The organism is Mycoplasma sp. 3686h (assembly GCF_056781225.1).
This window is the reverse complement of record NZ_CM165562.1, coordinates 134,105-147,215: the sequence shown is the minus strand read 5'-3', so window position 1 is coordinate 147,215 and position 13,111 is coordinate 134,105. Positions and strand designations below refer to the sequence as shown.

General features: G+C 23.5%; 13 protein-coding genes. 12 read left to right on the top strand and 1 reads right to left on the bottom strand.

Annotated elements, in window-relative coordinates:
- Positions 1 to 57 precede the first annotated feature (57 nt).
- Entirely contained in the window at positions 58 to 894 is an 837-nt protein-coding gene (locus AC1RP9_RS00705; protein WP_481822489.1) for a MurR/RpiR family transcriptional regulator, read from the bottom strand.
- Between the two features lie 472 nt (positions 895 to 1,366).
- Between AC1RP9_RS00705 and AC1RP9_RS00700 the strand changes: the two genes are divergently transcribed.
- The 12 genes from AC1RP9_RS00700 (at position 1,367) to AC1RP9_RS00645 (ending at position 12,968) form a co-directional block, all read left to right on the top strand.
- Entirely contained in the window at positions 1,367 to 1,813 is a 447-nt protein-coding gene (locus AC1RP9_RS00700) for a hypothetical protein (RefSeq protein WP_481822488.1), read from the top strand.
- A 525-nt stretch (positions 1,814 to 2,338) separates the two neighbouring features.
- Positions 2,339 to 2,605, top strand: a complete 267-nt coding sequence (locus AC1RP9_RS00695) for a hypothetical protein (protein ID WP_481822487.1) — start codon at positions 2,339 to 2,341, stop codon at positions 2,603 to 2,605.
- Positions 2,606 to 2,740: 135 nt separating this feature from the next.
- Positions 2,741 to 4,156 carry a hypothetical protein gene (locus AC1RP9_RS00690; RefSeq protein WP_481822486.1) on the top strand — a complete coding sequence of 472 codons (1,416 nt, stop codon included), beginning with the start codon at positions 2,741 to 2,743 and terminating at the stop codon, positions 4,154 to 4,156.
- 136 nt (positions 4,157 to 4,292) lie between these two features.
- Positions 4,293 to 4,889 (top strand): hypothetical protein, encoded by a 597-nt coding sequence (locus AC1RP9_RS00685; RefSeq protein ID WP_481822485.1) that lies wholly within the window; start codon positions 4,293 to 4,295, stop codon positions 4,887 to 4,889.
- Positions 4,880 to 5,680 (top strand): hypothetical protein, encoded by an 801-nt coding sequence (locus AC1RP9_RS00680; RefSeq protein ID WP_481822484.1) that lies wholly within the window; start codon positions 4,880 to 4,882, stop codon positions 5,678 to 5,680. Before AC1RP9_RS00685 ends, AC1RP9_RS00680 begins: the two co-directional genes overlap by 10 nt.
- Before the next feature lie 272 nt (positions 5,681 to 5,952).
- A complete protein-coding gene (locus AC1RP9_RS00675; RefSeq protein ID WP_481822483.1) occupies positions 5,953 to 7,347 on the top strand; it encodes a hypothetical protein in 1,395 nt (464 codons plus the stop codon).
- Positions 7,348 to 7,504: 157 nt separating this feature from the next.
- Positions 7,505 to 8,077, top strand: a complete 573-nt coding sequence (locus AC1RP9_RS00670) for a hypothetical protein (protein WP_481822482.1) — start codon at positions 7,505 to 7,507, stop codon at positions 8,075 to 8,077.
- Positions 8,068 to 8,892 (top strand): hypothetical protein, encoded by an 825-nt coding sequence (locus AC1RP9_RS00665; RefSeq protein ID WP_481822481.1) that lies wholly within the window; start codon positions 8,068 to 8,070, stop codon positions 8,890 to 8,892. Before AC1RP9_RS00670 ends, AC1RP9_RS00665 begins: the two co-directional genes overlap by 10 nt.
- A 328-nt stretch (positions 8,893 to 9,220) precedes the next feature.
- Positions 9,221 to 10,624 carry a hypothetical protein gene (locus AC1RP9_RS00660; RefSeq protein WP_481822480.1) on the top strand — a complete coding sequence of 468 codons (1,404 nt, stop codon included), beginning with the start codon at positions 9,221 to 9,223 and terminating at the stop codon, positions 10,622 to 10,624.
- 156 nt (positions 10,625 to 10,780) lie between these two features.
- Complete coding sequence (locus AC1RP9_RS00655) at positions 10,781 to 11,332, top strand: hypothetical protein (protein ID WP_481822479.1); 552 nt, start codon at positions 10,781 to 10,783, stop codon at positions 11,330 to 11,332.
- Between the two features lie 404 nt (positions 11,333 to 11,736).
- On the top strand, positions 11,737 to 12,150 hold the full coding sequence (locus tag AC1RP9_RS00650; RefSeq protein ID WP_481822478.1) for a hypothetical protein: 414 nt from the start codon (positions 11,737 to 11,739) through the stop codon (positions 12,148 to 12,150).
- A 101-nt stretch (positions 12,151 to 12,251) separates the two neighbouring features.
- The gene (locus tag AC1RP9_RS00645) at positions 12,252 to 12,968 is read left to right on the top strand and encodes a hypothetical protein (RefSeq protein WP_481822477.1); all 717 of its coding nucleotides are present in this window, start codon (positions 12,252 to 12,254) and stop codon (positions 12,966 to 12,968) included.
- Positions 12,969 to 13,111 lie beyond the last annotated feature (143 nt).

Genomic DNA, 13,111 nt, shown 5'->3' with positions numbered 1-13,111 from the left:
ATTTTTATATTTTGATAAAAGAAAATAATTTCGCTAAATTGTTTAATAGCTACAAAATTATTTGTTTCATTGTTCTAAAATATCAAGGTTAAAAGCAAACTTATCATTATAATTTTTAACTTTTTCATGTTGAAGAATTAAAAAGATTAAATCTCCAATAAACTGTTGATTTATTTTGGACGAAATTGAAATAAATCGCTTACTTTGCTCAATAGTTGAATACAAAATTACATTTTCATATTTTTCTTTTGCTTGTTTATTTGAGGTAATTAAACAAAATTTGATCTTGTTTTTGATAAATAAATTAATAATAAATTTAATTTCTCTCGTGTTGCAACTTTTTGAAAACAAGATCACGAATTTATTATTAATATCAATTTGAGTGGTGATTAAAAGAAGTGAATGAAAATCGTTAAAACTAATTGAATTGATTCCTAATTTTTGCATATTTGTCGCTAATTCTGATGCAGCTAAATATGAAGAACCTGCTCCGTATAAATAAATACGTTCATGGGATAAAATATTTTCAATTGTTTGATTAATTTCATTTAAGTTCAATAAATGTGATGTTTGGGAAATGCTTTCCTTATAAAATAAGAACAATTGTTTTAAAATGAGCTTTTTGTAATTAATGTTTTCTAAAACCTTTAAATCAGTGTTTAAAAAATTATGATACACATAAAACTGCATATCTTTTAATGAATCAAAATCTAACTTTTTTGCAACCTTGCTAATTATTGATAAAGAAATTCCAGTATTATTTGAAAGTTGTTTAATTGAGCATTGATAAAACTTTTCTGGATGCTTTTGAGCAAAGTTGATTAAAATTAGTTCAGTTTTAGTTAACTTATCTAATTGTTTTTGACTAAAAAATGTGTATGCAGTGTCTTTCATTGTGTGTTCCTTAAAATTAATTTTACATAATTTATTAAAGAGATTCCATTGCAAAAAAATAATATAATTTTAGATAATATTTAGAAAAATAAAGGATTTGTTTGTGATTGATAGTTTTGTTGTTTTCTGTATTTTATTATGAATGAATTGTATCTTTTTATTTATCTCTATCATATTAATGCGTAGAATGTGATGAAATAAGATTGACGAACATTTATTAATCATAGCTATTAAAAAAATTAATTTTGTTTTATCTCAAAATTTTTCTGTTCATCGTTTTTTTATTAAAGGTGTTGAAGAAATTTATCTTCTTATCAAAAAAACTCGGACAAAATTAATTTTTATAACTTTTTTCGCTACTCTAAACATTGTTCTTTTGGTTTGTTTTTTCATATGATTTATATTAAATGAATCATTTGAATTGAGGGTTATTATATTTGTTATAGTATCCTTTGTTTGTTTAGTTGGTTGAATGATATTGCTAATATTCTTTATTTTTTGAAACACTATCAAAATTAAACAAATATATCAATTAAAGCAAAAATTAACTATTAATAATGATGCTTTATTATTTGATGTGGATTTAGAATTAGACAATCTCCAAAACTTACATCATACAGGAACAACATCAAACTTTCAAGATGGGGATGAATATTTACGTAATATAAACAAAAATTCTTTATTAAGAAAAACATATAGAGCTTATTATAGTGATGATTTATTTAGAAAAAATAAACAAATGGTATTTTTAAACCGAGATATTCTTTATTATAAATTTTATTTTAATAAACAAAAAGCTAGATATGTTCACTATTTAATGTTGGTTTATTCCAATTACCAAGATCAAGAATTTTATATCTCAAATTATAAAAATAATATGCTTTATTTTTTAAAATTAGAAAAATATTATCAAGATTAATTTTTTATATGATTTGAAATTAAGAAAGGGTTGCACATTTTTATGAACACAGCTATAACTTTGTTTGTTTTGTTTATTGTGTCTTTTTGTTGTATCGTACCTTTACTTTTTGCACGAAATATCATATCTAAATTACCTTTTTATAGGTTAATATTAAATCTTCTTTTTGAAAAAATATATTTTAATCAAAAAAAGTGGTTTTTAAATCCTTTACTAAAAAAATCAATTTCTGTTTTTTGAGCTCATATAAAGACGGTTAAGAAAAAACTTTTGTTAATTCTGATTATTAATTTTGTTTTTTTGTTTTGTTATATTATTGCACTAATTCTTTTTTATTTATTTTACCCATCTCAAAGAATCACTGCCTGGATTTCGTTTGGAGGTTTTGGTCCTTTATTTTCTACTTTTTGAGTCATTTTATTATTTTTTCATATTTGAGAAATATTTCAATTACAAAAAATAATTCAAAAGCAAAATATCCAAGCAGATATTAACGCAGATATTAAAAGCATTAGATTAAAATTTGTGTTCCCACCAAAAAGAAATAATTTAAAAATCAACCATTCGAGTCTTTTGTTTATTTGTTCTGTTAAAGATCGTTTTTGAAAGAATAGAAAATCTTTAATTATTAATGAGACAAAATTAAAAAATGCTTTCCAACAAGACGCTAAAGAGATTATGTATATTTTCATTTATGATATGGATAATTTTAATGCTCCATATTTTGTGTTTGAAAACCAATTAATGAATCAAAATTATAATCAAGTTAATTGAAGTGAAGAAATTTCTTAAGAATTTAAAATTATGAATTTTTAAAGTATTTTTTGATTTATGAAATATTTGAAAGAATTTAATATTACTGTTTTAAAAAATATAATTACCAATATAATGACAAATTTATATTAAACGAAAAGAGGTATTATTAACATGAATAAAATTTTATTTAAGATTGGTGAACCAGTTTCTAGTGTAACACAATTATCTTCAATTGTTTCTACTAACATTAATACAAAAAATTTTTTCGAATTCGAAAAAATAAACAAAACTATAGATCAAAAATTTCTTTCAGAACTTTCGAAAGAAATTCAAACTAAAAACAAAAATTTTATAGAAAAAATTACTAATTTAACTTTAAAGAAAAAAATCACTCGTAAAGAGATAGCGAAACAATTAGATCGGAAAGAAGTAAATGATTTTGCTAAAACAATTCTTGATAAATTATTAATAGAAAATAAAATAACTCAACAAAAATACAATGAAGTTTTTGATAAACAGAATATTCTTTTGATTGAAAATTTAGAAAAATTAATATTTTTATTAATAGATAATATTATGTTTATGATCCAATTATTAGGGGTTCCTTTAATTGGTCTTAAAAATTTTCAGTCCGATTATAATAGGGTTTCATCAGATCTTGAAAAAGGATATGAAGTGAATTTGATTAAAGATGAAGTTAATTCAAAATCTTTTGCGGTTTCATATCAAAATTTAAATAAACAAATTAAAAATATTATATCGATAAGAGATGAAATAAAAAACAATTTAAAATATTGACACGAGGTAAAGAGGGATTGGATTAAAGGTGGTTTAGGTTTAGGTGTTGCCACTACTGTTTTTAATGTTATAGGTGTGTTTTTTCCTTTAAGTGCAGTAGTTGGTACGGTTGCGGATTTTGGAGGTTCTGTTACTTTGGATTTAAGAATTTCAGCTATTAACGATAACATTAGAAATGCTGAGCAGAAAATAAAAGAATATGATAAATTAATCACTGAAAATGACAATTGGTGAAAATCAATTCAGACAATTTATGATAAAGATTTGGAACAAGATGATAAAAAAGATTCAGATGAGGGGTTACTAAATTATATTGATAAGAAGATAGGTGGCACAAAAATTATTTTTAAAATTTTAGTTAATTTAAGAGATAAACTTTTAAATAAACCTTTTTCTTTTTATTCTATAGTAGAAAATGCTAATAATATAGCCGGAAACACTTCTTTATTAGAATATGAAAATCAAAAAATCGCAGAGATAAATAAGAAAGAACAAGAACTTAATCAAGTTATTTCCGAATTTTTAAAATCACTAGATAATTTGAAAAAATATAAATGAGTCGTTATTCACGAAACACCGCAAACCGATTATTATTGAAAAGGTGGAAGAGGTGGAAAAAATTTAGTTTTTAAAAACCTACAAACCGGAGAAGAGAAAACTCTAAGTCAAATGCTCGAATATAGTGATTGAGAACTTAGAGAGTGAGGTTTACAAAAAGTTCACGATCGTAAAAGGGGGTGATATATCAGATCTATTCCAAATAAGACTAAAGAAGATAACTTAGGATAATATGGATACTTTTATTTTTTCTATTCTGATCGCTTTTTTTTCGATTATTCTTCCTTATATAATTATTTTTTTAGGTACTAAATATATTCCAAAATTAAGAGCGTGCACATGTGCTGTAAACTTAATTATTCAAAAAATGAATTTCAATCAAAAACAATGAATTTCAGATTCAATGTTTATAAATTCCATTTCTTGTTTTAGTAAAACCGTTAAATATAGCAAGAAAATTCATTCAATTATTTTCTTTAGTTTTTTGCCTATCTTTATTTCTTACGTTGCTATATTGACTGTTTTTAATGCTATTAATTCAGATTACGCTATAGTATTTAATATAGCATTTTCCACTTCAGGAGGAATTCCGTTAACAGGGTTTTTGGTTATTTATTCAAGTCTAAATCTTTTAAGAATTTGTAGATTTGAAAAACTAGCTAAAAAATACAACATTATTCTAATGAAAAGAAGCAAAAATAACACTCAAAAATCAAATAAAATCCCTAAAGAGAATCAGGCCTATATTCCTGGTTCTTTATTCATTTGAGTAGTTCAAGATACCTTTACCAAGCGTACAAAAATCTGAATTATTAGTGAAGAGAAAATAAAGAATTTCTTCCAAGATAATGCAAAGGATATTATGTACATTTACATATACGATATAAACAATTGTAATGCACCATACTTTGTGTGTGAACATAAATTAATGAATCAATATTACGAGGAAATTCAATGGATATAACTTACATAATATGACTTGTTGTAGGTCTCTTATTTTTCATCTTTTCGTTGTCAATCTTTGGAATTTTTTGATGAAAAAAACTTGAAAATCATCTTTTATTAATTGCTATTAAGAAGGTAAAATTTACATTAGCAAACAACATTCAAGTGAATCCTTTATTTGTTCAGGGAATCCATGCAATCTCATGAATTGTGAAGATAACTAATCAAAGAATTATAATTAAAGTGTTTTTTATCTTTGGATATTGAATTGCTTTACTTGGTTTTATGATTTACATGATTAGCTTAAATTTTGTTTATCTTGGATATTTTATTGGTTACTTATTGTTTTTTGGTTACTTTTTAATTCAATTAGTCTGATGAATTTATTTTGTTTCTTCTAGAGTAAATAAGCTTAAACAATTGAACACATTAACTCAAAAATTAATAGTTAGCTCAAAAATGAACTTATTTGATTTAAAATTAAATGAAATAAGTTCATCAAATTCAAAACATACAGGCTCAATTCAAAATTATCCTGATTGACCTAATATTATATATAGCATAAAACTTACTGCTAATCTTGCTGGAACATATAAAGGTTTTCAAGATGTAGATTTGTTTGAAGAAAATAAGCAAAAGGTACTTTTAAATCGTGATCTTTTGTGCATGAAATTTAATTGAGACAGACAAAAAGCTAGAGCAACACATTATCTGATACTTATATATTCTAATTATGAGAACGAAGAATTTTACAATCTAAATTACAAACAAAATATCAACTTTTTTCTCAGCTTGGAACGCTGTTATTAAAATTAACATAACTTTTGTATATTATTTTTAAGAAATGATATGCACCCCAAAAGTTAGACAGCAAATACTAACTTAAAAGGGGTGTATTTTTTATTTATGATATAGATAATTTTAATTCTCTATATTTTATATTTGAAAACCAATTAATGCATCAAAATTATAATCAAGTTAATTTAAGTAAAAAAATATTTAAAGAGGTGTTTTTACTTTTTCCTCTTTATTATTGAATATAATTCATTTATAAAAATAAAATTAACTTAAAGGATTGTATAATGAAAAATTTATTTTTAAAAATTGGTGAACCTATTTCTAACGTTGCACAATTATCGTCGATTGTTGCTAATAATTTAGATTCGAAAAATATAGTTAAAAATTCGCAAAACAAAAATATTATTGATGAAAAATTTCTTCAAGAATTATCAAGAGACTTACAAAAGGAAAATAAAGATACACTTAATAAATTCGCTAATTTAATGTTAGACAAAAAAATATCATCTACAAAAATTAGTAAAACAATTCAAAAAGAAGATGTGAAAGATTTTGCAAAGCCTTTTTTAGATAAATTACTAAAAGAAAAGAAAATTTCTCAACAAGATTATGAAAGACATATAAATTTGAATATTTCAGATGATATGCTTAAGCAATTTCGAATACAGTTTAAGAAATATTCACTAGAAATGAAAAATGAAGTTTTGGTGAATCCTTTAAAAACCAAAGAATTTAAAGAAAAATACGAAAGGGTTGAGCTTGATAAGGCCAAACAATACTTTCTAAATATTATTGAGGGAGAGCAAAACTCTAAAAAAGTTTCACTTGAATATGATAAAATGAATAAACAAGCTAAAGAAGCTATTGAAATTAGAAATGAAATAAGAGATAATTTAAAATACTGAAGTGAAGTAAAAAGAGATTGAATTAAAGCTAGTATTGCAGTTAGTGCTATTTCAATTGCTTCCACCATTTTTTCATTCTTTTTTCCTTGATTAAGTTTTGTTTCTGTAGCAAGCTCTGTATCTTCAATAATAATTACTGCTAGAATTAAAGGACTAGAAACAAATATTAGACTTGCTGAACAAAAATTGCAAAGATATTCACAAATGGTTTCAAAAAATGACAGCCTAGAAGATACTTTGGTAATGTTTCATAGTTATATATGATCATTTGATTCCGCCGTTTTTTCTTCTTGGGAGTCTGTTGAAGTGTATACCGAAAAGAAAAAATGGTTCAATCTAAAAGGTTTTAAAAATGCGACTAAATTTGCAAAAGGTCTTGCTTTATTTTCGTTAATTAACGATAGTGCACAAGTAGCGTTTGGTGCTAAAGAATTAAAAGGAATAAATTATAAAATATCAGAAATTAATAAAAGGGAAGAAAAACTTAATAAAGAAATTATTGATATTTGCTCAAATTTGGAAAACTTAAAAAAATACAAATGGGTGGTTATTAACGAAACACCACAAACCGATTACTACTGAAACGGTGGAAGAGGTGGAAAAAATTTAGTTTTCAGAAACCTTCAAACTAGCCAAGAAAAAACTATTGATGAAATGCTTGAATATAGTAATTGAGAACTTAAAGCTTGAGGTTTACAAAAAGTTCACGATTCTAAAAAGGGATATTATATAAGAACACTTCCTAATAAAACAAAAGATGATAATCTAGGATAATAAAATCATTTAAAATATGGAAACTTTTTTTATTTTTTTAGCTGTGGGTTTTTATGTTTCATATCTTGGTTATTTTGTCTTATTTCGTATAAATTCATATTATGATAATTGTAAATTTCATCTTTATTTTATTGATCTTTTAATCAAGAAAATATCAGTGAATAAAGAAAAGTGAAAATCAGATATTAAACTAAAAAAATCAATATATGCTTTAATTGCTAAGTTAAAATATCATAAACGGATCGCTATTTTAGAACTCTTTTTTCATTTATCTTTTTTAATACTTTCTGTGATTTTTATTATTTATTTAAATATTAATAATCCTGAAATCTGATTAATTGCAACTTTATTAATTTCTACAGTCTTATTAATAGTGAATATTTGACTAAATATTTACTTATTTCTCTTTATTTTTAAAATTTATAAATTTCATAAAGCAATAAAAAGAGAAAAAGTTTTCAACTGAAAGGAAGTTAAGGTTGAAAAGAAACAAAAACGCATTTCTTATGAACCAAGTGATAAATTATTTGTGATAGTTGCAAGAAGTTTACTTTTTAAAAAAACCAAAACCATGTACATTAATGAAAGTTTAATTAAAGAATATTTGGGTAAGCAAGCAGAATTAATCATGTACATTTATATATACGATATTGATAATTTCAAGGAAGATTATTTTGTGTTTAATAATCAAGAAATGATCAAGAATTATAAGGAAATAAAATGATATTAAGTCCAGTATTTTTATATGCATTAATTTTCTTTACGAGCTCATTTTTTACCGTGATTAGTACAATGCTTTTTGTAAAAACATGAACAAAAAGTGTAGGAAATGACCTACTTGCAATAACTGTGAAAAAACAAGAATTCATCATAAAAAATCATTTACTAACCAATAAACTTTTTATTCAAGCTATAAATAGTGTTCAATATTTAGTTAAAAAACAAAACATGAAATTTGTTTTATTAAATTTTAGTTGATTTTGATATTTTATATCTCTAATTATTTTTCTAATTTGAAGTTTAATGAACAATTTTGATGGTTCTTTTTTAATGTATATCCAGTGATTGTATGTTCTTATGTGAATGTTAAAAAGTGTGTGGTTAGCTTATCGAATTTGAACAAGCAATAATCAATTACAAAAACTAAAAACACTAACTAGAAAACTAAAAATAAGTAACCGATCTGAATTATTTGATTTTGAAATAAATTTAAATGAAAATGAAGCTTGTTCAAACTCGATAAGCCTAATTAAAAATATTAAAGGTTTATCTGCGTTTTCACCTGGTATAAATTGAAATTTTGAATTAAGGGAATATTATTTTTCAATGAAAAAAAACGCACTATTCAAATCATGTAAACAAACAGTTTTACTTGATAGAAATTTCTTAAATGAACTATTTAATGGTGATAAACACAAAGCAAGAGCTGTGCATTATCTCGTGTTGATATACTCAAATCAAAAACAAGAACAATTTTATAATCCTGAATACAAGGAAAATATTAAACATTTTTTAGAACTTGAAAAATATTATAATTTTATTTAAATAAACAAGGAAAAACATAAATTAAACCTGGGCTTAATCCAATTTACATATGTCCAGGTTTAAACGATCTTTTGCGCATGAAATTAATTGCGATAGACAAAAAGCTAGGGCAACACATTGTCTAATGATAATATATTCGAATTATGAGAACGAAAAATTTTACAATCTAAATTACAAACAAAATATGATTTTTCTTGAACTAGAGCACTGTTTTTAAGCATTGCTCTATTTTTTTATTATTAAATCATGGTAACAAACCTTTTTCGTTTTTTTATTTTATAAAATATAATTTTTGTATAAAAAAACACAACAACAAAGGAGATCTGAGATGAAAAATATCTTAAAAATAGGAGAGCCTGTTGCTAATATTGCTCAGGTTTCATCTGTTGTTGCTAATAACATTGATACTAATAATATTAACAAAATATCAAGTCCTAAGAAATTTGATGCAGAAAAGTTTTTAAAAGAATTATCTCAAGAATTAAAAGAAACAAATGAAAAAACTATTGATAAATTGACTGATTTAATGTTAGATAAAAAAGTATCATCGTTAAAAATTAGTAGAGAATTCGGAAAAGATAATTTAACCCAATTTAAAAATACACTTTTAGCTAAATTATTAAAAGAAAAGCTTATTTCACAAGAAAAATATAATGAAGAATTGTATTTACCTGTAACAGATAATCAATTAAATGAATTTAAAACACAAATTAGAAAATATTCTTTAAAAATAAAAAAAGAATTGGAGAACAAGGAATTAATTAACAAAAAATTCCAAAAGAGCTTTCATAGAACAGTTGTGGACAAAGAAAAAAGTTATAAAGTTAATCTTATAGATGGTGAAATAAATTCTAAAAAGTTTTTAGTTGAATATAACGAACTGAAGGAAAGTTCAAAAAACATTGCAATACTTAAAGAAGAAATTGAAAATAACTTAAAAAACTTGTATAGAATTAAAAAAATATTAACATGAACAAATATAGGTCTAGGATTTACGTCTGTAGTTTGCACTGTTTTTTCCTTTTTCTTTCCTCCTGCAGTGTTTTTGTCTTTTGCGGCCTCTACTGGTTCAATTGCTGTTAATTTATTGATAGATAAAATCGACAAAAATATAGATATCTCTAAGAAAAAATTAGAATATTATTCAGAATTTACAGGGAATAAAGGTGGAAATAATATTACATGAAAGAAAGTTCACGCTTATTTATGAGCTACTGTTTCTTTTAGAAAATCAGCTTATGATTCAAATAGAGTAATTAAAAACATTAAAAATAAAAAATTTAAGTGATGAGATAAGATGGGTCTTAAAAAAGCTAGTGCATTTGCTAAAGGTTGAGCTGTTTTTTCTATTACTAATGACCTTCTAGAAGTGGGAATAGGATTTGATGATATTTCATCAATAAATAAAGAAATGAGTCAAATTGACCAACTTGAGAAAGAATTTGATACAAAATTAGAAGAAATGTTTTCAAGATTACAACAATTAAAAAAATATAAATGAGTGGTTACTGACGAAACTGTTCAAACCAACTATTATTGAAATGGAGGAACCGGAGGTAAAAATCTTGTTTTTAAAAACCTTGAAACAGAAGAAGAAAAAACAATTGACGAAATGCTTGAATACACAGATTTAGAATTAAGAGCTTGAAACCTTGAAAAAATTTATGATAGAAAAAAAGGTTTTTATATTCGTACAATTAAAAACGAAATCAAAGAAGATAATTTAGGTTAATAATTTTAAAATATGAATTTTAGTTTTGCATTTAGTATTACTGGATTAGTATTTTACTTTCTAGTTTTTGTATTCCCTTGATTTTTGAGATTTAAATTTTTAATTAACTTAATTGATCTTGTGCTTCTAAAATTAAAAATTAATTCTGACCAATTAATGTTTAACAAAAAATTTGAGCAAGGTATTTTGGATTTTTTAAAGAAAATAAAAAGAAATAAAAAAATTGCATATAGAGATTTAGGGTTCCAACTTTGCATTTTGATTTTATCAATATATTTGTTAATTTGAGGAAATATTGTCTATCCTAATTTTTATTTGTTTTTCGATATTTTTATTCCTGTTTTTTTAACACTTTTAAATCTCTGATGAGTGTTATTCTTAATAATATTTATTTTTAAAATCAAACAAACAGAAAAGGTTCTTATGGAAAAGAATTATTTTAATATTAAAGAAATTGAGCCAGAAGCAAGATACAAATACACAGCAAATGAATACGAAGGGCTTTCCTTTATCATTGTAACTAAGAGAATTTTTTCTAAGAAAACAAAAACAATCATATTAAATGAATGTACCGTTAAAGAATATTTGGGTAAACAAGCAAAATCAATTATGTATCTTTATATATATGATCTTGATAATTTTAGTGCTCCGTATTTTGTTTTTGATAATCAAGAAATGCTTACAAATTATAATGAGGTTGAATGATAATAGACGAAACTCTTTTAGGAATTTATTCTATTTTTTTAAACATTATGGTTTTTATTTGGTATTTAATTATTATTATTTTTTTGAACTGGTTTAGAAAATTAGATAAAGATATACTCCAAATAGCTTTAAAAAAAATTAATTTTAGTATAAAAATGAACATACCAGTTAATTTACTATTCATTCAAGCTCTTGATGATATTGATTGATTGATTAAAAAAAGAAACAAAACTATTTTCTATTGAAATCTTCCTTTGCTTCTTTGATTTTCCTTAATTTTAATTTTTTTAAGTTTAGGCATTATTTACAATTTCATTTCTATTTATATACAAGCTATCAACTGAGTTGGTTTTGGAATTTGATTGATTTGATTTTCTGCTTGAGTTTGTCTTATTATCCTAAGAAATGTGAAAATAAAGCAAATAAGAAAATTAAGTAAACAACTTTTGGTAAATCCAGAACTTCAATTATTTGATACAAAATTTAACTTCCAAAAAATAAATATAAATCATAGAACAAATATTTGAGAATCCCTTAAAACAACAAATTATTATCTATTAGATATTGATACAAATTTTGAAACACATTTACATTATTACGATAAAAAAACATCATCTTTATTTAGTGATAAAAAACATAAATTTCTTCTTAACCGAGATATACTAGCAAATCAATTTAACGGAAATAAATATAAAGCCAGAGCACTTCATTATTTAATGCTTGTATACTCTAATTACAAGGAATATGAATTTTATAATCCTAAATATAAAGAGAATATTAAGTATTTTTTAGAACTTGAAAAATATTATAGTTTGTCTTAGGTCGTAAACCAAAAACATGTATAAAACATGATAACTTTAAAATAAGATATCAAAGAGTTAGATAATATAATTTATTAGATATTACTTAAAAAGGTGTTTATATGAGTGATAATGAAACAATAACAATTCTGGTAATAACATTTTTTTGCACCATTTCGAGTCTTTGTCATTTATTATTTGGATTAGATACTTTGTTTAGATATAAGTTTTACATTCATTTAATTGACATATTAATCGAAAAATTAAGACTTAACTTTAATAAATGAACACTTGATAAAAAGTTCAAGCAAGGAATTTTTGACTTTTTAAGAAAAATCAAAAGAACTAAAAGAAGAATTTATTATGAGTTAATAATGGAATTTTTGACCTTCATTGCTTATATATCTTTTTTAATTATAGGGAACTTAATTTATCCTAATATAGCTTTAACTATTAACATAATTGTTCCACTATGTTTTTTTATTTTTAATATTTGATCAATATGATTTATGGTATTTTTTCTTTATAAAATTAAACAACTAGAGAAAAGAATAGAGCAAACAAACTCTTTTGTGATTAAAAATATAAAAGCAGAAACTAAAAACAAACTTCCTAAAAATGTGATGCAAGGAAGACTTTTTACAATAATTAGTAAAAGTATTTTTAGTAAAAATTGAAAAACCATAATTACTAATGAATCAGCTATAAAAGAAAATTTGGGAGTTAATGCAAAATCAATTATGTATATTTATATCTATGATATAGATAATTTTAATGCTCCATACTTTGTGTTTGATAATAAAAAGATGATGATAAATTATAACGAGGTGCGGTGATAATGAATAACGAAATATTACTTGGTTTTTCAATAGGTGTAAACTTGTTAATTTTTGGTTTTTGTGATTTCTTTTATCTTTTTAGCTGAATTATTAGATCTGTCAATAAAGATATATTAAATATTGTGTTGAGAAAAGTAAAATTT